The organism is Acidovorax sp. NCPPB 3576 (assembly GCF_028473605.1).
Taxonomy (GTDB): Bacteria; Pseudomonadota; Gammaproteobacteria; order Burkholderiales; family Burkholderiaceae_C; genus Paracidovorax.
This window is the reverse complement of record NZ_CP097267.1, coordinates 4,886,473-4,904,918: the sequence shown is the minus strand read 5'-3', so window position 1 is coordinate 4,904,918 and position 18,446 is coordinate 4,886,473. Positions and strand designations below refer to the sequence as shown.

The 18,446-nt window shown below is 71.0% G+C and carries 18 protein-coding genes; 6 read left to right on the top strand and 12 right to left on the bottom strand.

From position 1 onward, the window contains the following. Positions 1–15 precede the first annotated feature (15 nt). The 6 genes from M5C98_RS22390 to M5C98_RS22365 all read right to left on the bottom strand — a co-directional run bounded on the left by M5C98_RS22390 (position 16) and on the right by M5C98_RS22365 (position 5,473). Positions 16–330, bottom strand: coding sequence for a hypothetical protein (locus M5C98_RS22390; RefSeq protein WP_272549695.1), 315 nt, complete (start codon positions 328–330; stop codon positions 16–18). Further along, positions 327–1,742, bottom strand: coding sequence for a cell envelope integrity protein CreD (creD, locus tag M5C98_RS22385; RefSeq protein ID WP_272549694.1), 1,416 nt, complete (start codon positions 1,740–1,742; stop codon positions 327–329). The genes M5C98_RS22390 and creD overlap by 4 nt, the downstream gene beginning before the upstream one ends. Before the next feature lie 124 nt (positions 1,743–1,866). Then, on the bottom strand, positions 1,867–3,330 hold the full coding sequence (creC, locus tag M5C98_RS22380) for a two-component system sensor histidine kinase CreC (RefSeq protein WP_272549692.1): 1,464 nt from the start codon (positions 3,328–3,330) through the stop codon (positions 1,867–1,869). Between the two features lie 50 nt (positions 3,331–3,380). Then, complete coding sequence (locus M5C98_RS22375) at positions 3,381–4,082, bottom strand: response regulator (RefSeq protein WP_272549690.1); 702 nt, start codon at positions 4,080–4,082, stop codon at positions 3,381–3,383. Between the two features lie 9 nt (positions 4,083–4,091). Further along, the gene (locus tag M5C98_RS22370; RefSeq protein WP_272549688.1) at positions 4,092–4,727 is read right to left on the bottom strand and encodes a MarC family protein; all 636 of its coding nucleotides are present in this window, start codon (positions 4,725–4,727) and stop codon (positions 4,092–4,094) included. Next, positions 4,727–5,473 (bottom strand): SDR family oxidoreductase, encoded by a 747-nt coding sequence (locus M5C98_RS22365; protein ID WP_272549687.1) that lies wholly within the window; start codon positions 5,471–5,473, stop codon positions 4,727–4,729. Before M5C98_RS22365 ends, M5C98_RS22370 begins: the two co-directional genes overlap by 1 nt. 149 nt (positions 5,474–5,622) lie before the next feature. On the opposite strand from M5C98_RS22365, the gene M5C98_RS22360 reads away from it, so the two are divergent. From M5C98_RS22360 to M5C98_RS22335, 6 genes are all read left to right on the top strand, one after another. Further along, complete coding sequence (locus M5C98_RS22360; RefSeq protein WP_272549686.1) at positions 5,623–6,312, top strand: dienelactone hydrolase family protein; 690 nt, start codon at positions 5,623–5,625, stop codon at positions 6,310–6,312. Between the two features lie 178 nt (positions 6,313–6,490). Continuing rightward, positions 6,491–7,283, top strand: a protein-coding gene (locus tag M5C98_RS22355; RefSeq protein ID WP_272548219.1) for an IS5 family transposase whose coding sequence is annotated in 2 segments (ribosomal slippage) — positions 6,491–6,750 and positions 6,749–7,283 — 795 coding nt in all. Because the reading frame shifts where the segments join, the coding sequence is not laid out codon by codon here. A gap of 14 nt (positions 7,284–7,297) precedes the next feature. Then, the gene (locus M5C98_RS22350; RefSeq protein ID WP_272549684.1) at positions 7,298–8,347 is read left to right on the top strand and encodes an acyl-CoA dehydrogenase; all 1,050 of its coding nucleotides are present in this window, start codon (positions 7,298–7,300) and stop codon (positions 8,345–8,347) included. Further along, a complete protein-coding gene (locus M5C98_RS22345) occupies positions 8,335–9,093 on the top strand; it encodes a PIG-L deacetylase family protein (RefSeq protein ID WP_272549682.1) in 759 nt (252 codons plus the stop codon). The genes M5C98_RS22350 and M5C98_RS22345 overlap by 13 nt, the downstream gene beginning before the upstream one ends. A 1-nt stretch (position 9,094) precedes the next feature. Then, the gene (locus M5C98_RS22340) at positions 9,095–9,739 is read left to right on the top strand and encodes an SAM-dependent methyltransferase (protein WP_272549680.1); all 645 of its coding nucleotides are present in this window, start codon (positions 9,095–9,097) and stop codon (positions 9,737–9,739) included. Beyond that, complete coding sequence (locus tag M5C98_RS22335; protein ID WP_272549679.1) at positions 9,736–10,413, top strand: glycosyltransferase; 678 nt, start codon at positions 9,736–9,738, stop codon at positions 10,411–10,413. The genes M5C98_RS22340 and M5C98_RS22335 overlap by 4 nt, the downstream gene beginning before the upstream one ends. A gap of 149 nt (positions 10,414–10,562) precedes the next feature. Here M5C98_RS22335 and M5C98_RS22330 read toward each other — a convergent pair whose 3' ends face one another. The 6 genes from M5C98_RS22330 to M5C98_RS22305 form a co-directional block, all read right to left on the bottom strand. Beyond that, positions 10,563–12,203, bottom strand: coding sequence for an S-layer protein (locus M5C98_RS22330; protein ID WP_272549678.1), 1,641 nt, complete (start codon positions 12,201–12,203; stop codon positions 10,563–10,565). Positions 12,204–12,390: 187 nt separating this feature from the next. Then, positions 12,391–13,959, bottom strand: coding sequence for a DHA2 family efflux MFS transporter permease subunit (locus M5C98_RS22325; RefSeq protein ID WP_272549677.1), 1,569 nt, complete (start codon positions 13,957–13,959; stop codon positions 12,391–12,393). A 108-nt stretch (positions 13,960–14,067) separates the two neighbouring features. Beyond that, positions 14,068–15,369 (bottom strand): HlyD family secretion protein, encoded by a 1,302-nt coding sequence (locus tag M5C98_RS22320; RefSeq protein WP_272549676.1) that lies wholly within the window; start codon positions 15,367–15,369, stop codon positions 14,068–14,070. A 60-nt stretch (positions 15,370–15,429) separates the two neighbouring features. Next, positions 15,430–17,031, bottom strand: a complete 1,602-nt coding sequence (locus M5C98_RS22315; RefSeq protein WP_272549675.1) for an efflux transporter outer membrane subunit — start codon at positions 17,029–17,031, stop codon at positions 15,430–15,432. A 13-nt stretch (positions 17,032–17,044) separates the two neighbouring features. Further along, entirely contained in the window at positions 17,045–17,575 is a 531-nt protein-coding gene (locus M5C98_RS22310; RefSeq protein ID WP_272549673.1) for a MarR family winged helix-turn-helix transcriptional regulator, read from the bottom strand. Between the two features lie 67 nt (positions 17,576–17,642). After that, positions 17,643–18,446, bottom strand: a complete 804-nt coding sequence (locus M5C98_RS22305; RefSeq protein WP_272549671.1) for an ABC transporter permease — start codon at positions 18,444–18,446, stop codon at positions 17,643–17,645.

Sequence of the window (18,446 nt, the reverse complement as noted above, 5' to 3'; positions counted from 1 at the left end):
TGCAGCGGCAGGGTGCTACTGGCGTCCCCGGGGCAGCAGCAGGGCGGCCATCTGCCAGGAGAGCGTTCGCATGGCCCGGCGCCAGGCCGGGCAGGCGGCGTCCGCGGCCGCAGGCCCGTAGGCGGCTTTCAAAATGCCCTGCTTGGCCTGGCGCAAGGCTTCGCGGTCCCGCGCGGCCAGGGCGCACAGCAGGCGGTCGTGGTAGCGCTGCAGGCGCTGCGCCTGCGCCATCGACAGCCCGTGTTCGAGGGGCTGCGGCTGCGCTTGCGCGGCCAGGTGCGTGTCCCATGGGATGGCCCGGTGGCCCGGCCAGGACGATGGTGCGCTCATGCGGCCTCCGTGCGGGTGGTGGAGAGGGGGCGCTGCGCGGTCAGGCCGTACCAGTTCACCCGGCGCGTGAGCACCATCACGGCGGCCAGCACCAGGAACAGTGCGATGGCGCCTACGGCCAACGCCGTCTGCTCCAGTTGCAGCAGCAGATACAGCAGGCCATAGAGGAGCCCGATGCCGGCGCCGAATGGCAGGCCGAGCCACAGGCTGCCCAGCATGTGGCTGGCGTAATAGGCCAGCAGCAGCACGCATGCGCTGGCCGCCACGGCATATGAAACGCCAAAGGGCAGGTGCTCCGACAGACTCACCAGCAGCAGGAAGAAGCTGCACAGCGCACTGCCGACCAGCAGGTACTGCACCGGATGCACCCGCAGCCGTTTCATCAGCTCGAACAGGCCCACCGCCACGAAAGTGAGCGCGATGAACAACACGCCGTACTTGGTGGCGCGGTCGCTCAGGGAATAGGGGTTGACCGGGTCCACGAAGGCCACGGTGAAGCTGTCGGCGCAGCCGCGACCGTCGGTGGGTGCTGCGTCATACGCGCGGTCCGCCGTGGCCGCTGCTTCGCACACGGGGCGGCCGGCGGCCACGTCCTGCTGGGCCGTGCTGGCCAGCGACGACAGTCGCCACAGCGCGGAAAAGCCTTTGTCCCCCACGGTGCGCTCCGACGGCAGGAAGCGGCCGGCGAACGAGGGATGGGGCCAGCTGCCGTCCATCTGCACCTGGGTCTGGCTGCCCAGCGGCACGATGGCCACGCTTTCGGTGCCCACGAGTTCCAGGTCCATCTCGGCCTTGAACGGGCCCGTGTCGCCTTCGCGCCGCTGCACCAGCGCTTCGGGCAGCGGGGCATGCAGGCCACGCGGGTAGGCGGAGTGGAAGGTGCCGGGCTTCAGGGCCAGCGCCTGCCCGCCGACGGTGAGCTGGGCCGCACGGATGCCCCGCGCGTCGCCCACCGCCATCATCAGGAGGGGCGCGCCGCACTGCATGCGCGAGCCCTGCACGGTGGTGTCCGGCCGCAGGCTCGCCAGCGACGACCACTCGGCGGCGACATGGGCTTTCAAGGTGTAGGTGTTGACCTTGTGCACGCCGCGCGAGCGCTCCTGCATGGCGGTGCCGGCGCGCAATTGCAGGGAGTCCGGCATGGCGGTGAGAACGAACTCGCGCCGTTTCTCGACCGTGGTGCGCTCGCTGCCGGTGCCGGTCACGGCATCCCAGCTTTCCACGCAGGCGCTGTGGATCAGCGGCCCCAGCAGGGTTTGCGAGCCCGCCAGGCTGCGGGCCACGCCGTCGGCGGTGAGGGTGCGGTAGCGCTGGCGGTCGCGCACCACGTCTTCGATGAGGCCCAGGCCGAACAGCAGGAGCAGGGTGATGGCCGCGAGCGCGGCCAGTTTGGTGAACAGGGGGTGTTTCAAGGAGGCTCTCCGCCAGTGGATGTGGAGGGCAGTGTGGTGAGCGGGCGTGAGGCGGAAATGAAGTTTGTGAGTGCACGGTGAAGTGCGCCGGCGCGCGGGCGGCCCGGTGGCCGGGGCGCCGCCGTCAGGCGGCCGGAAAGGCGAGTTCGACCCGCAGCCCGGGCTGGGTGTTGCGCACCGCCATCGTCCCGCCGTGCAGCGCCATGATCCGGCGCACGATGGCCAGGCCCAGCCCCGAGCCGCTGCGCTCTCCGCCCGGCCGCGCGGTGGTGAAAAAGCGCTCGCCCAGGCGCGGCAGCGCATAGTCCGGCACGCCGGGCCCCGCGTCCTGAACGGCCACCACCGGGCCATGCAACTCCACGCGCACCGCGCTGCCGGCGGGCGCGAAATCGATCGCGTTGTCGATCAGGTTGGTGATCGCCAGCGTCACCAGTTCGGCCTCCCACGGGCCGCTGGCGCCGTCGCCCGTGAGCACCAGGTCGATGGTGCGCTGGCTGGCGCGGGCCTGGGCCTGGCGCACGGCCAGGGCCGCGCAGTCCTGCAACGGGACGGCGGCTGCGCCCTCGGCCCGCTGGCGCTGCTCCAGCTGGCTCAGCGCCAGCAGCCGGTCCACCAGGCGCTGCAGGCGCTCGCTTTGCTCCACCACCTGCGTGGCGAACTGGGCACGGTCGGCCGGGGGCAGGTCCTCCTGCAGCAGCTCGCCTGCGCCGCGGATGGCGGCCACGGGGCTTTTGAGCTCGTGCGTGAGGGCGCGCACGTAGCCTTCGATGTAGTCGTGCCCTTCCAGCCGCACGCGCATGCGGTCCATGGCGCGGGCGAGGTCGCCCAACTCGCCGGGCACCCGCGGCACGGCCAGGGGCTGCGTGGGGTTCAGGCCACCGTCGGCCGGGCCCTGCACGCTCAGGGCGTAGTCGCGCAGGCGGCGCACGTGCCACACCGTCCACACGGTGACGGCCACGCCCACCAGCGCCGACAGGGCCAGCAGCAGCAGGCCGCCGCGCAGCACCTTGCGCTCGGCCCGGTCGATGAAGCGCTGCACCGACCGCGTGGGCTTGGCCACGGTGAGCACGCCGCCGATGGTGCGGCCGGACGGCCCGTCCACCAGGATGGGCGCGGCCACGTACATCACGCCGCTGGTGTCGTCGCCCTGCACCTCGCGCGTGGCGCGGGCGCCGTACTCGCCCCGCAGCGTGCGCGCCACGTCGCGCCAGCCCGAATAGTCCTCGCCCACGGCGCTGCGCTCGGAGTCGAACACCACGCGCCCGGTGGCATCGGTCACGTAGATGCGGAAGTCGAGCGTCTGCTTGGTCAGCCCCCAGATCGCGGCATCGACCGGGCGGCTCGCGTATTGGCGCACGTGCTGCGCGAAGCGGCTCTCGGGCGTGCCGGGCGCGGTGGCACCCAGTCGGCCGGCGGCCAGGTCGTCGCTCGCCAGCTCGGCCAGGATGTTGGCCGTGTCCACCATCATGTCTTCCATCACCTCGCGCACGCTGGGCTTGATCTCGGCGGTGAACACACGCAGCACGAAGAAGGCCGCGATGCCGTTGATCAGGAAGAAGGCGAACAGCAGCCGGATGCCCAGGCGCATGGGTCAGGCCCCCGCCATGGTGGGCGGCGCGAAGCGATGCCAGCGGGCGCTCATGGCTCCAGGCAGTAGCCCATGCCCCGGTGCGTGCTGATGTATTCGCGCGCCGGGTCCGCTTCGCGCAGCTTGGCGCGCAGCGTCTTGATGTGGGTGTCCACCGTGCGGTCGGTGCTTTCGCTGTCGTCGCCCCAGGCGCCGGCGAGCAGGGCCTCGCGCGACTGGATGCGGCCGGCGCCGCGCAGCAGGCAGGCCAGCAGGCGGTATTCGCGCCGCGTGAGCGGCAGCGGCCGGCCGTGCAGGCTCACGCGCTGGCCGGCGGCATCGTCGTGGAACGGGCTGGGCGGCGCCGCTGCGGCGGCCTGTGGCGCGGACGTTGCAGCGCGCCTCAGCAGGGCCTTCACGCGGGCCGCCAGCTCACGGGGGCTGAAGGGCTTGGGCAGGTAGTCGTCGGCACCCAGCTCCAGCCCCAGCACGCGGTCGAGCTCTTCGCCGTGCGCGCTCAGCATGAGCACGGGCGTGGCCTGGTGCGCCGGGTCCCGGCGCAGGTCGCGCAGCAGATCGAGGCCATTGCCGTCGGGCAGGCCCACGTCCAGCACCAGCAGGTCGAAGGGCCGGGCGCGCAACTGCTCGCGCGCGTCCCGCAGCAGCAGGCTGTGCACGATGGACAGCCCCTCGCGTTCGAGCGCATAGGCCACCGTGCGCGCGATGGCGGGGTCGTCCTCCAGCAGCAGCAACCGGGCGTGGGCGGTGGCCATGGCGTGACTTCAGCGCGCGACCAGCACGGGGAACAGCTTGCCCAGCCCTTCGGCCATCACCTCCACCGCCAGTGCCGCGAGGATCAGGCCCATGAGCCGCGTCATCACGTTGATGCCGGTCTTGCCCAGCACGCGCGCGATCGGGTCGGCCAGCGCGAAGCACAGCGCCGTGGCGCCCGCGATCACCACGCCGTAGCCCACCAGCGCCAGGTGCTGCCAGAAGGTCTGCGCCCGGTCGGCATAGATCACCACGGTGGACATGCTGGCCGGCCCGGTGAGCAGCGGAATGGTGAGCGGCACCACGGCGATGCTGTCGCCCTGGGCGACCTTCTCGGCGCCTTCCTCCAGCTCGTGCGTGTGGGGCTTGGCCTCGGCCGGTTGGGCATTGAGCATGTTCATCGCGCTGATGAGCAGCAGCATGCCGCCGCCCACCTGGAAGCTCTGCAGCGAGATGTTGAAGAACGCCAGGATCTGCAGCCCGAGCAGCGCGCAGGCGGCGATCACGCAGAACGCGCTGAAGGCCGCCACCTGGATGGTGCGCCGGCGCTGGCGCTGCGAGAACCCGTCGGTGTAGTGGATGAAGAACGGCACGATGGCCAGCGGGTTCACGATGGCCAGCAGCGTGATGAGCGGTTTCAGGTCCATCAGCGGCCTCCGGAGACGTCGAGCAGGGAAAGGGTGGTGTAGCTGGCCGCCTCCGACATCAGCCAGACGATGGCCTCGGCCACCTCCTCGGCCGTGCCGCCGCGGCCCATGGGCACCTGGTGCGCCAGGTCGCGCACGCGGTCGGGCAGGCCGCCGCTGGCGTGGATGTCGGTATCGATGAGGCCGGGCCGCACGGCATTCACGCGGATGCCCTCGGCCGCCACCTCGCGGGCCAGGCCGAGCGTGAGCACGTCGATGGCGCCCTTGGAGGCCGCGTAGTCCACGTACTGCCCGGCCGCGCCCAGGCGCGCCGCGGCGCTGGACACGTTGACGATGCTGCCGCCCGCGCCGCCGTGCTTCGTGCTCATGCGCCGCACGGCCTCGCGCGCGCAGAGAAAGCTGCCCACCACGTTGATGTCGAACATGCGGCGCAGGCGCTCGGCGCTCATCTGGTCCACGCGCGCGGGCACATCGACCACGCCCGCGTTGTTCACCAGCGCGCCGAGCGCGCCGAAGCGGGCATCGACCGCCTCGAACAGGGCGACGACCTCGTCCTCCTTTGCCACGTCGGCCTGCACGGCGACGGCCTGGCCGCCCGCCTCGCGGATGGCCTGCACCACGGCGTCGGCCGCCTGCGCATCGCGGGCGTAGTTCACCGCCACCGCCCAGCCCTGGCGCGCGGCCAGCCGGGCGGTCGCTGCGCCGATGCCCCGGCTACCGCCGGTCACAAGTACCACTTTGTTCAATTGCCGTCTCCTGCAAGAATGCACCGTTGGCGAAAGGTCCCGCATTACAGCATCCGCCGGCCCGGGCCACCACCGGGCGGCCGTGTCTTTTCACCAGTCTTCCACTTCCAATCCTCTCTTCATTCTTCCGGCAAAGGAGTCGCATCATCATGGGCAATTTCGTGGACATCGCATCGGCCGACGGTTTCAAGGTGCCGGCCTGGGTCGCTCAGCCCGAGGGCAAGGCGCGCGGCGCCGTCGTCGTGCTGCAGGAAATTTTTGGCGTGAACTCGCACATCCGCGCCGTGGCCGACCGGCTGGCCGCGCGCGGCTACCTGGCCGTGGCACCCGCCACCTTCGCCCGCGTGCAGCCCGGGGTGGAGCTGGGCTACAGCGAGCAGGACATGCAGGACGGCATCGCCCTCAAGTCCCGGGTCGAGGCGCTGCCCGGCGCGGGCGTGCTGCCCGACATCCAGGCCGCCATCGACCACGCGGCGCAGGCCGGCGGCGGCAAGGTGGGCATCGTGGGATTCTGCTGGGGCGGCCTGCTCACCTGGCGCGCGGCGTGCGAGTTGCAGGGCCTGTCGGCCGCCGTCTGCTACTACGGCGGCGGCATGACCACCACCGAGGAAAGCGCGCGCACCCCGAAGGCCCCGGTGCTGGCGCACTTCGGCGACCGCGACCACTTCATCGCGCTCGACAGCGTGCAGGCCTTCGGCCGGGCGCACCCCGAAGTAGAGGTGCACGTGTACGACGCCGACCACGGCTTCAACTGCGACCAGCGCGGCTCCTACGACGAGCCCTCCGCCACCCTGGCACGCGAACGCACGCTGGCGTTCTTCGCCAAGCACGTGGGCTGAGCCGGCCCGGTCCGGCAGACCGGCGGCGGGGCCCGGACGGGTGCCTGCCGGACACCGGGGGCGGCCGAGCGGCGTCCCACAGCGGCAGTGGGCGCAGGCTGACACGATCGCCGATGGCCTCCCCCTAGCGTCTTAGAGCCTGTTCAAAGTCTCGCTGAGGGTGTGAGAAGCTCGGGAAGTGAGAAAGAGCTATCCCAGCGACATCAGTCGCGAACAATTCGAGACCGTCAAGCCGCTGCTGGAGAGTGCGCGCAGGAAGACTGCGCCGCGCAGGGTGGATTTGTACGAGGTGTTCTGTGCAGTGCTGTACCTGCTCAGAAGCGGTTGCCAGTGGCGCATGCTGCCCGAGGATTTCCCCAAGTGGCGCACTGTGCACGCGTACTTTGCGATCTGGAGTGAGCCGCGTGAGGGTGGCAGCCTGCTTCAGCAGGCTTTAAAAAAATCAGGTTGGCGTGGTCCGAGAGAGACTGGGGCGCAGCGCCTGCAGCGCGTTCTTGATCGTGGACGCGCAGAGCGTGAAGAACACGGACACGGCGGCCTCGAAGGGCTATGACGCGGGCAAGAAGGTCTCCGGCATCAAGCGCCACATTGCAGTGGACACCCAAGGACTGCCGCATGCCATTGCGGTGACCACAGCAGAGGTGACGGACCGCAAAGGGGCCTTGCAGGCACTGCAGCGCTGCAAACCAGCTCTGGGTCGGATGCAAACCCTGCTGTGTGACAGCGGCTATGTGGGTAAACCTTTCGCTCAGGGCGTCCAAGACATTCTGGGCGGACATGTCAGGGTGCAGATTGCCAAGCGCAGTGAACTGCATACGTTCAAGGTGATGCCCCAACGCTGGGTGGTTGAGCGTAGTTTTGCATGGCTGGAGAAGAACCGGCGGTTGTGGAAGAACTGCGAGAGACTGCTCAACACCAGCCTGCAGTTGATTCACCTGGCGTTCTTGGCGCTACTGCTCAAAAGACTTTGAACAGGCTCTTAGGGATGCGCCGCGACCCCCTGCCCCCCACCGATTTCCCTTTCGGCACCCCCGTGCGCCACGCGCTGGATCAGATCCATGCGTTCGACGCCGACCCTGCGGCGGCGTCCTCCACGGCCGCACGCTTTCGCTGGCTGGCGAAGGTAACGGGGGAGAACGCCGCCATCGGCAAGCTGTTCGAATCCCATCTCGACGCGGTCGGCATCGCGCGGGAGATTCTGGGCGAAGGCGCTGCCGCAACGTTGATCCGTGCGGTCGATCCGTCGCAGGGCCTGTGGGGCGTGTGGGCGGCGGGCGGACCGGCCGGTGCCGAACTGCAACTGGCCCCGGACGCCGCCGGGGGCTTTGTCGTCTCGGGCCGCAAAAGCTGGTGCTCGGGCGCCTCAGGCGTCAGTGCGGCCCTGGCCACCGCCCGCGACGCGGACGGGCAGGTCCAACTCATTGCCGTGTCCATGCACCATCCCCGGGTGACCGTCACCCGCGAGGGCTGGCACGCCGTGGGCATGGCCGATACCGCCAGCGTCGATGTGCTGTTCGATGCGGTGCCGGCATGGCCCGTGGGTGCGCCTGGCGCCTACCTGGACCGGCCGGGGTTCTGGCACGGCGCGGCCGGCATCGCCGCCTGCTGGCACGGCGCCGCCGCCGCGGTGGCGCAACGGCTGCGCGAACGGGTGCAGCAGCGCGGCGCGGCGGCGGACGATCTGCTGGCTGCCCACCTGGGCGCGGTGGACTGCGCGCTGTCCGCGTCCGCCCATGCACTGCGCCATGCCGCCGCCGCCATCGATGCGCACCGGGCGGGCGGCCGGGCGTTCGGCCGCCGCGAGGCCCTGCAGGTGCGCGGCACCGTGGAGGCGGCGGCGTCCGCCACGCTCGACCGCGTGGGGCGCGCCCTGGGAGCCGGTCCCTTGTGCCGTGACGCCGCCCACGCCCAACGCGTGGCGGATCTTTCGGTCTTCCTGCGCCAAAGCCATGCCGAATGGGACTTGGCGGTGCTGGGCCGCCTGGCGGCAGAGGCCGGCGAAACCCTTCCTGGAGACAGTGCGTGGACGCTTTGATCGCATCCCACAAGCCCGCCGCCCGCCGGCTGCCTGCCGTGCCCTCGGACACGCCGGTGCCGCTGGCGCAGCCGCAGCGCTGGATCTGCGCCACCCCCGAGTCGCTGGTGGCGCCCTTCAGCCGCGTGGTGGTCGTCGCCCCGCACCCCGACGACGAGGTGCTGGTGCTCGGCGGCACGGTGGCGCAGTTGGCGCGCCGGGGCCATGAGGTGCGGGTCTATGCGGTCACCGACGGCGAGGCCAGCCATCCCGGATCGACGGTGTGGCCGCCCGAACGCCTGCGGCATACCCGCCCGCAGGAGTCTGCCGATGCCTTGGCGCAATTGGGCATTGCGGCCACCGTGGTCCGGTTGCGCCTGCCCGATGGCGGCGTGGCCGCGCAGGAAAGGGCGCTCGCGGCGAAGTTGCAACTGGCGCCGGGCGACACGGTCTTCGTTCCATGGCGCCACGACGGCCATCCCGATCACGAAGCTTGCGCGCGGGCCGCTCTGGCGGCCGCCCGCAACGCGGGTGCTTGCTGCATCGAATACCCCGTCTGGGCCTTGGTGCCCGAACATGCGGCCCATGCCCGCTTGCGCCACCAGGTGCTGCACCGCATCGCCGTGGCCGACGACTTTGTGCAGGCCAAGGCCCGTGCGGTGCGCGCCTTCCAGAGCCAGATCGAGCCCGACGGCAGCGTGGCGCCGGTGCTGCCGCCTTCGGCGCTGCGGGCCTGGAGCGGCCCCTTCGAATGGACGATGGCCTGACATGGGCCCGCCACTGGCCGATACCGCGCACTTCGATCAGCTGCATGCGCGCAGCGCCGACCCCTGGGGCGTGCACACGCGCTGGTACGAGCGCCGCAAGCGCGACCTGCTGCTGGCCGCGCTCCCCCGTGCCCGGTATGCGCAGGGCTTCGAGCCCGGCTGCTCCGTGGGCGGCAACACGGTGGCGCTGGCGGCGCGGTGCGACCGGCTCATCGCATCCGACGCCAGCCCGGCCGCGCTGGAGCGCGCCGCCGCCACGCTGAACGGCGCCGGCCACGTGGCGCTGCGGCACTGGACCTTTCCGCAGCAATGGCCCGACGCCCCCAGCGACCTCATCGTGGTGGCGGAACTGGCCTATTACCTGCCGCCGGCCGATTTCGCGCGCTTCCTCGCGCAGGTGCCCGGGCATCTGCAACGCGGCGGCCACCTGGCGATGTGCCACTGGCGCGCGCCGGTGGCCGATGCGCCGGCCCATGGCGACGGCGTGCATGCGCAGGCGCGGCAGACCCTGGCGCTCGACCACGTGGGCGGCTGGTGCGACGAAGACATGCGCATCGACGTGTGGCAGAACGGCGGCGACACCTCGGTGGCACAGGCGGGCGGCGCGCAGGAGCGCCTGGCCCGGGCGGCGGAGGGCAGCCCATGATCGGCGTGTGCATTCCGGCGCACGATGAAGCCGCGCTCATCGGCGCCTGCCTGGATTCGGTGCGCGCAGCGGCCGCTCAGGTGCAGGAACCCGTGCGCATCGTGGTCGTGGCCGACGCCTGCCGGGACGCCACGGCGGCCCTGGCGCGCGCCAGGGGCTGCGACGTGGTGGAGATCGGCGCGCGCTGCGTCGGCGCGGCGCGGGCGCTGGGCATGGACCACCTGGTCGGGCTCGGCGCCCGCTGGCTGTGCTGCACCGACGCCGACACCCGCGTGCCGCCGCAGTGGATCACGGCGCAGCTGGCCTGCGCGAGCGATGCCGTGTGCGGCACCATCGGCGTGGAAGACTGGCACGAGCACCCCCTGCACGTGGCGCAGGCCTTCGCATCGCACTACCAGGACCGCAACGGCCACCGGCACATCCACGGCGCCAACCTCGGCGTCTCGTCCACGGCCTACCGGCGCGCGGGCGGCTTCGCGCCGCTCGTGGCGCACGAGGACGTGCGGCTGGTCGAGGCGCTGCTCGCCCAGCAGGCGACGGTGGCGTGGGTGCGCGATCCGCGGGTGATCACCAGCGCCCGCCGCATCGCCCGCGCGCCGGAAGGGTTCGCCGCGTGGCTGCAGGCGCGCTGGCACGCGGGGGACGGGGTGCCGGCCGGCGCCGCCCTGACGTGAGGCGACGGGCGCCGCGCGCTCCTGCCGCCTCTCGGGTATCGAGCCAAAAAGGGCTCTGGCGCATATTCTTCTAGGGCATTGTGCTATTAAATTAGTAGCATCATGCCCCGGCCATCCAGGGGCGCCAGGCACCCCGCCGTGCCCCGCCTTCAGCGCACCGACACGAAGATCGGGTTGGAATAGAACCAGAGGTTGCCGTAGTTGCGGTCGTTGATCTGGTCGTGGCGCTGGGCCGGGTCGGACGTGGTCACGGCCTGGTCCGCCAGCGGTTCGCCGTTGGCCGTGAGTCCGGCCACGTTCTCGCCCAGGTTCGTGCCGCGCAGGCGCAGGTACTGGTTCTTGGCGATGGTGAGCGGGATCTCCATGGCGTAGTAGCCCTCGCCGTCCTGCGTCCAGTCGGCCGCCGTGAACCGGCGCACCACGCGGGTGGTCGGGTTGGTGGCCTGCTGGTAGGCGGCCGAGCCGGGCTGCGCGCGCTCGCCCACGTCGCCCGCGATGAGATCGATGTGGTCCACCTTGGGCGTCATGTTGCCCAGGTTGCCGCTGGCCACCGGACGCTGGTAGTTGTTGACCGGCGGGCTCTTGAAGCGGATGCGCACCGTCACGCTCTCGCCGGCCGCGGCCTTGACCTCCTGGCCCAGGGTGCCCTTGCCGCTCAGGGCGTACACGTTGAAGTCCAGCGCGTTGATGAGGTCGCCGAAGACGCCGAAGCTGCGGCCCGCGCGCAGGCTGTCGACCAGGCCGCCGATGCCGCCCTCCGCCTTGCTGGCCTGCCAGACGTGGTTCTTGGCGTATTCGCCCGGGTAGTAGCCGCTGCTGTTGTTGTTCGAATCGATCTCGAAGTGCGAGTCGGAATCGGCGATGTTCCAGATGCGGCGGCCCTCGCCCAGCAGCGCGTCCCACACGCCGCCCAGCTGCGCCACGATGGCGTCGGTGCCGCCGTAGGTGCGGTTGGGTTGGTTGGCGTCGATGTAGGCCGAGGTGTAGCCGCCGCGGTCGGGTTCGAGCTGGTTGCCCACCATGCCCTCGATGGCGAACACGATCTTCGGGGCCAGGTCGTTCATCTGGCGCAGGTCGGCGATCGAATACTTGCCCGGGTTGCGCGAGGGGTGGTTGATCAGGGCGTAGCTGGTGTCGGGGTACTTCGCCTTCAGCCAGGCGATGGCCTTGAGCGCGTCGTCGGCCGTCTGGTTGAAGCGCTGCGGGTACTGGGCCTTCCAGCGGGCCACGTCCGCCGCGTCGAAGAGCGATTCGGCGCCCGTGGTGAACAGGTACTGGAATTCCTTGGCCCCGCTGGCGGAGGTCTTCAGGCTGCCGCTGGACCCCTCGAAGAGGCCCACGCCGATGTGGTCGTGCGTGGGCATGTCCCACTCGAACCCCGAGAAGATCAGCTTGCCGGCGTAGTTGCCGGAGGCCTGCAGCGCCTGGATGCGCGGGATCTCATAGGCCTCCATGCCATAGGCGAAGGCCCTGGGCGCGGGCAGCAGGTTGGCCGCGTGGTCATACTTGGACGAGCGCAGGTGGTTGGTCACCGCCATCCAGTCCAGGCGGTAGGTGGTGAAGGCCTTGCCGAGCAGGAAGTCGAGCGTCTGCGTTGTGCGCGAATCGTCCGATTGCACCGTGTGGGTATGCAGGTCGCCGGTGGTCCAGCGGCCCTGTTCGGCAGCGGGCGTGCCGTCGCCGGAGCCGCCGCAGCCCGCCAGCAGGAGCGCGGGAAGGGCCAGGGCGATGGCCAGGGGCATCCGCGCACGGCGGAAGGTGTTGGGGGCGAAAGCAGAGGAGCGGGTCATGGGTTGTCTGGATTTTTTGACGCAGGGGCCGCCGGCCGGCGGACGCCGGTGGCAGCCCCGCGTTTGTAGAAATCTCGGATGAACCCGTGATGACATCGCATGCGCAGGCGGCCTGGCACCTGCATCCGTGCCCCGGAATGAGGCCTTGGCGCAACAGTCGCCTCGGCCCGGCCCGGCGGCCCCGGCCTCAGTGCGCGCCGGCCGCGGCGTCCGCGCTGCCGGCGCTGGGGCGCACCGGGTGGGCCAGCCAGACCAGCGGAATCAGCAGCAGGAACAGCACGGCCGACGCATAGAAGATGTCGTTGGCAGCCAGCATGAAGGCCTGCTGGTTCACCATGCGCTCCACCTGCGCCAGCGCCTGTTCGGGCGTGAGGCCGCCCGCCTGCAGCCCCTGCAGCGTCTGCGTCACGGCGATGCCGCCCTGCTGCAGCCCTTCGGTGAGCTGGGCATGGTGCAGCGTGGCGCGCCGCTCCCACAGCGTGGTCGAGACCGAGGTGCCGATGGCCCCCGCCGTGATGCGCATGAAGTTCGACAGCCCCGAGGCCGACGGAATGCGCGCGGGTGCGATCTCCGACAGCGTGATCGTCACCAGCGGGATGAAGAAGAACGCCATGGCGATGCCCTGGATGATCGTGGGCACCATGATCGTGGTCAGGTCGGCCTGGGTGTTGAACCGCGAGCGCATCCACAGCACCAGCGCGAACACCAGGAACGCGAAGGTGGCGAAGCGCCGCGGGTCCACCTTGGCGATGTTCTTGCCCACCACGGGCGACAGCACCAGCGCCAGCAGCCCCACCGGCGCCAGCACCTCGCCGGCCTGCGTGGCGGTGTAGCCCATGTACTGCTGCAGCCACAGCGGCAGCAGCACCACGTTGCCGAAGAACAGACCGTAGCCCACCGACGTGGCCAGCGCGCCGGCCCAGAAGTTGCGGATACGGAACAGCGTGAGGTCCACCACCGGGTGCGGCTCGCCGCGCTCCCAGATCATGAAGGCGGCGAAGCCCACCACCGCCACCACGCCGCAGGCCACGACCCAGGGCGAGGCGAACCAGTCGTGCTCCTTGCCGATGTCCAGCATCACCTGCATGGCCGCGACCCAGATCACCAGCAGCGCCAGGCCGATGGAGTCGATGGGCAGCGCCCGCCGCTCGGATTCGCGCTTGTGGAAGATGCTCCAGGTGACCAGCACGGCCATGATGCCCACCGGCACGTTGATGTAGAAGATCCACGGCCAGCTCATGTTGTCAGTGATCCAGCCGCCCAGGAGCGGCCCCATCACCGGCGCGACGAGCGTCGTCATCGACCACATCGCCATCGCCAGCCCGGCCAGCGCCTTCGGGTAGCTGGACAGCAGCAGCGACTGCGACAGCGGAATCATCGGCCCGGCCACGAAGCCCTGCAGCGCGCGGAAGGCGATCAGCGTGGCCATGTTGGGCGCGATGCCGCACAGCAGCGAGGCGAGGACGAACAGCGTCACGCTGGCCACGAACAGGCGCACCTGCCCGAAGCGCTGCGACAGCCAGCCCGTCAGCGGCACCGCGATGGCATTGGCCACCGCGAAGCTGGTGATGACCCAGGTGCCTTGCGTGGGGCTCACGCCCAGGTCGCCCGCGATGGCGGGCAGGGACACGTTGGCGATGGACGTGTCCAGCACGTTCATGAACGTCGCGGCCGACAGGGCCAGCGTGCCCCACATGCGCGCGCTGCCTTCGAGGGGCGGCGGCGCCTGGGGCGCAGGGGGGTTGGGGGAAGACATGGGGCAGCGTGTTGTGGGAGTGGTTCTACGGCTGGCCCGCTGCGGCGGTGCGCAGCGGGTCTGTCTTTTGGAGGGGCGAGCGTGGCGCGAGCCGCGGCCCGCGCAGGATCAGTGCGAAGCGGTCGTGACCGGCGCCATGGCGACCTGCGCCGCGCCCTTGGCCGGCGCGGCCGCCAGCGTGGGCTTGTAGCCCGGGCCGGCATTGGCGGCGATGATGCGGGCCACGTCGGCGCCGGCGCCCTTGTCCAGGTCGTCATACACGGCGGTCTGCGCCACGGCCTGGGTGCGGGGCGCATCGGCCAGCAGGTGGCCGCTGCGGTCCTGCGTGTCCACCGTCACGTCCATGGACAGCCCCACGCGCAGCGGATGGGCGCGCAATTGCTCGGCATCGATCGCGATGCGCACCGGCACGCGCTGCACCACCTTGATCCAGTTGCCGGTGGCGTTCTGCGCGGGCAGCAGCGCGAAGGCCGAGCCCGTGCCCACGCCCATGCCGGCGATGGTGCCGGTGTATTCCACCTTCTTGCCGTAGAGGTCGGCCGTGAGCTTGGCGGGCTGGCCCAGGCGCAGGTTGCGCAGCTGGTTTTCCTTGAAGTTGGCGTCCACCCACACCTGGTTGAGCGGCACCACGGTCATGAGCGGCGTGCCGGCGGCCACGCGCTGGCCCAGTTGCACGGTGCGGCGCGCCACGTAGCCGTCCACGGGCGCGGGCAGGTCGGTGCGGCGTGCGGCCAGGAACGCCTCGCGCACCTTGCCGGCAGCGGCCAGCACGTTCGGGTTCTGGTCCACCGAGATGCCCTGGGTGAGCGACTGGTTGCTGGCGAGCTGCTCGCGCGCCGACACCACGCCGGCCTCGGCCGCGGCCAGCGCCGTGCGGGCCGCATCCAGCTGGCTCTGGGCGTGGTTCAGCTCTTCCTTGGACACGGCGCCGTTGCCCGACAGGGCCTGGCGGCGGCGCAGGTCGTCGGTGGCGCGGGCGATGTCGGAGCGGGCCTTGGCCACGTCCGCCTGGCGCAGGCTGATCTGCGCGTTGAGCGAGCCGTTGTTGGCATACAGCGTGCGCGCCTGGCGCACCGCCTGGGCCAGGCCCGCCTCGGCCTGCTCCAACGCCACGCTGGCATCCGCCGGATCGAGCTTGACCAGCGGGGCCCCGGCCTTCACGAAGTCGGTGTCGTCGGCCAGGATGGACATCACGGTGCCGCCCGTCTGCGGCGTGATCTGGATGACGTTGCCCTGCACGTAGGCGTTGTCGGTGTCTTCGTAGTGGCTGGCCACCAGCCAGTCGTACACGCCCCAGGCGCCGCCCGCGACCACCACGACGGCGGCGAGCGAGATCAGGGCCTTGCGGCGGCGGGCCTTGGCGGCGGCCGGGTCTGCGGGCGCGGTGGCGGGGGTTTGCGGTGCGTTCATGGAAAGGACTCCTCGCGGTCGGGAAGGTGTTCGGTTCGGTAAAAAGGGCTTGCGGGCGGCTCAGTGCGCGGCGGTAGCGGCGGCAGGTGCCGCCGTGGCCACGGCACCCGCGGCACCGGGCGTGGTGGCGGCGTAGCCACCACCCAGGGCGCGGATCAGCGCGACCTGGGTGTCCAGGCGGCGGGCCTCCAGGTCCACGGCCTGGCGGCGCTGCAGCAGCACGGCCGTCTCGGCGGTGAGCACGTTCAGGTAGTTGCCCAGGCCCGCCTGGTAGCGCTGGCGGGCGATGTCATAGGCGGCCTCGGCGGCCTCCTGGGCATGGCGCTGCTCGGCCTGCTGGCGGTCGATGGAGCGTGCCGAGGCGAGCTGGTCGGCCGCGTCATGCACGGCATCCAGCAGCGCGGCGTTGTAGCTCTCGACCGCCGCATCCACGTCGGCGGCCTTGCCGCGCAGGTTGGCGCGCAGGCGGCCCGAGTCGAAGATCGGCAGGCGGATCGCCGGGCCGATGCCCCATTCCTTGCTGCCGGCCTCGGCGAAGCGGTCCAGCCCGATCGACGACAGGCCCAGGAAGGCCGTCAGGTTCACGTTCGGATAGAACTGCGCCTTGGCCACGGCCACGTCCTGGGTGGCGGCCTCCACGCGCCAGCGCGCGGCGGCCACGTCGGGCCGTCGGCCCAGCAGGTCGGCCGGCAGCGTACCGGGAATTGCTATCGAATGAATAGCATCCAGGGCAGGAAAGTCTAGGGCGTTCGCGGCATTTGGCTGACCCACCAGCGCGCCCAGGGCATTGCGGGTGAGGGCGATCTGCTCCTGGATCGCCTCGATCTGCTGGCGCGCCTCGGGCAGGCCGCCTTCGCTCTGGCGCCGCTCCAGCTGGGTGTCCAGGCCCGCATCCACGCGGTCGCGCACCAGGCGCAGCGTTTCGTTGCGCTGGGCCAGCGTGCGTTCGGCCACGCCCAGCTGGGCCTTCAGGCGCGCCAGTTGGAAATAGCTGCGCGCCACGTTGCTGGCCAGCAGCAGGCGCGCGGCCTGGGCGTCGGCCTGCGCGGCATTGGCGCTGCCCAGGGCGGATTCGAGCGCGGCGCGGTTCTTGCCGAAGAAGTCGATCTCCCAGCTGCCCGACAGGCGCGCCGTGCCGCTGTTGAGCACGCTGCCGGCCAGCGGCGGCGGGTAGGGGCCGTTGGCACTGTAGAGCTGCCGGTTCACGTCCAGGCTGCCGTTGAGCTGCGGGCCGTCGGCCGCGCGGGCGGTCTCGATGAAGGCCTGGGCGCGGTCGATGCGCGCCTCCGTGAGCTTCAGGTTGGGGTTGGTGGCCAGGGCGCGGTCGATGAGCGCATCGAGTTGGCCGTCGCCGAAGCCCAGCCACCAGTCCGTGGGCAGCGTGGCTTCGGCGAAGGACTTCTGAGCCGCCTCGCTGGGCCTCGCGGCGCCGGCCGCTGGTGCCGCGAGGCCCAGCGAGGCGGCGTCGCGCATCTGCGCGTGCGGCGCGATGCCGGACATGTCGGCACAGGCCGTGAGGCCCGGCAGGGCTGCCAGCGCGATGGCCAGCGTGGCGAAGTACTGCAGCGCGCCGCGCAGCGGGCTGGGGGCGTCGGGCGCCGCGGCGCCTCGGACCAAGGCCGCGTCGGCTGCGGCGGGCGTGGAGGGAAAGGTGGCGTTCATGGTGGACTGACTCTCAGGAATGGCGGGGCGCGGCGGTGTCGGCCGCCGCCCCCAGCGTCTGCAGGTTGCCGTGGATGCGCTTGAGGAAATCCTGCAGCTGGTGGTACTCGGCCGGCTGGAAGCCCTGGGCGCACACCTGCTGCACGTTGCCCAGGATGTCGGGAATCTGCGCGGCCGCCGCTTGCCCTTCGGGCGTGAGTTCGATGTGCACGACCCGGCGGTCTTCCACCGAGCGCGTGCGGGAGCACAGGCCCTTGGCCTCCAGCCGGTCGAGCAGGCGGGTCATGCCGCCGGCGTCGAGCTGGCACAGGCGCGCCAGGCCCGCGACCGTGTTCTCGTGGTTCAGGTACAGGCGCAGCAGCGGCTTCCATTGCGCATCGGTCAGGCCCAGGGGCTCCATGCGGCGCTCGATCTCGCTGGCGACGATGCACACGATGCGGCGCATCTGGTAGCCGATGCTTTCTTCCACCAGAAAAGGAATGCCCGCCACGGTGAGCGGGGCGGGCGGCAAGCCGGAAGCATCGGGTTTTTGGGCGTCGATCATGGCCTGAACAATAATTGACTAGACAAACAATGTCAAGTCTCTATTTGCCAGGTCGGGTTAAAAGGGGTCAGCTTCCGGTGGAGGCGTAGTGCCGCAGGCCCAGGCGCCAGGCCCCGAACGCGGCGGCCAGGAAGGCGAAGCCGGCGGCGGGCGACACCCAGCCCACCCAGGCGGGCGCGCCCAGCGGGTCGGGGTGCGACAGGATCGCCAGGCCCGGGTAATACGCCACGCAGGCCAGCGGCACGGAGAAGGTCAGCAGCCGGCGGAACCACTGCGCATAGAGCGCCAGCGGGTACTGCGCCGCCTGCACGCCGCCGTAGGTGAGTACGTTGGCGATCTCCAGGCTCTCCACGGTCCAGAACGCCAGGGTGCCCTGCAGCACGAGGATGCCCAGGAACAGGGCCACGCCCCCGGCCACCGCCCACGCCGCCAGCGCGACGGTGGCCGGTGTCCATTCGATCGGCGCCTGCGCGGTGGCGAACGCCACCACCATCAGCCCCTGCAGCAGCCGCCCCAGCCGGCTCAGGCGCAGGTCGTGGCCCATGAGCTGCAGCGCGAGCGGCCGCGGGCGCAGCAGCAGCCGGTCGAACGCGCCCGTGCGCAGGAACTCGGTGCCCAGCACGTCGAAGCCGCGCCCCAGCGCATCCGCCACCGCGAACATGCAGTTCACCAGGCCGTAGAACAGCGCCACCTCGCCCAGGCTCCAGCCCTGCACGCTGCCGAAGCGGTGGAACAGCGCCCACACCGCGACCACTTCGATGCCCGTGGCGAGGAACTGCCCCAGTGTCATCAGCATGGCGGAGGCGGGGTATCGCGCCTGCGCATGCAGCGAGGCGCCGGCCAGGCGGACGAAGAGCGCGAACGATCCCAT

Excerpts from the sequence above, each read along its gene's own strand:
- M5C98_RS22310 (WP_272549673.1), bottom strand. The coding sequence starts at position 17,575 with ATGATCGACGCCCAAAAACCCGATGCTTCCGGCTTGCCGCCCGCCCCG.
- M5C98_RS22390 (WP_272549695.1), bottom strand. The coding sequence starts at position 330 with ATGAGCGCACCATCGTCCTGGCCGGGCCACCGGGCCATCCCATGGGAC.
- M5C98_RS22360 (WP_272549686.1), top strand. The coding sequence starts at position 5,623 with ATGGGCAATTTCGTGGACATCGCATCGGCCGACGGTTTCAAGGTGCCG.
- creC (WP_272549692.1), bottom strand. The coding sequence starts at position 3,330 with ATGCGCCTGGGCATCCGGCTGCTGTTCGCCTTCTTCCTGATCAACGGC.
- M5C98_RS22330 (WP_272549678.1), bottom strand. The coding sequence starts at position 12,203 with ATGACCCGCTCCTCTGCTTTCGCCCCCAACACCTTCCGCCGTGCGCGG.
- M5C98_RS22325 (WP_272549677.1), bottom strand. The coding sequence starts at position 13,959 with ATGTCTTCCCCCAACCCCCCTGCGCCCCAGGCGCCGCCGCCCCTCGAA.
- M5C98_RS22375 (WP_272549690.1), bottom strand. The coding sequence starts at position 4,082 with ATGGCCACCGCCCACGCCCGGTTGCTGCTGCTGGAGGACGACCCCGCC.
- M5C98_RS22350 (WP_272549684.1), top strand. The coding sequence starts at position 7,298 with ATGCGCCGCGACCCCCTGCCCCCCACCGATTTCCCTTTCGGCACCCCC.
- M5C98_RS22370 (WP_272549688.1), bottom strand. The coding sequence starts at position 4,727 with ATGGACCTGAAACCGCTCATCACGCTGCTGGCCATCGTGAACCCGCTG.
- M5C98_RS22340 (WP_272549680.1), top strand. The coding sequence starts at position 9,095 with ATGGGCCCGCCACTGGCCGATACCGCGCACTTCGATCAGCTGCATGCG.
- M5C98_RS22335 (WP_272549679.1), top strand. The coding sequence starts at position 9,736 with ATGATCGGCGTGTGCATTCCGGCGCACGATGAAGCCGCGCTCATCGGC.
- M5C98_RS22315 (WP_272549675.1), bottom strand. The coding sequence starts at position 17,031 with ATGAACGCCACCTTTCCCTCCACGCCCGCCGCAGCCGACGCGGCCTTG.
- M5C98_RS22305 (WP_272549671.1), bottom strand. The coding sequence starts at position 18,446 with ATGGGATCGTTCGCGCTCTTCGTCCGCCTGGCCGGCGCCTCGCTGCAT.
- M5C98_RS22320 (WP_272549676.1), bottom strand. The coding sequence starts at position 15,369 with ATGAACGCACCGCAAACCCCCGCCACCGCGCCCGCAGACCCGGCCGCC.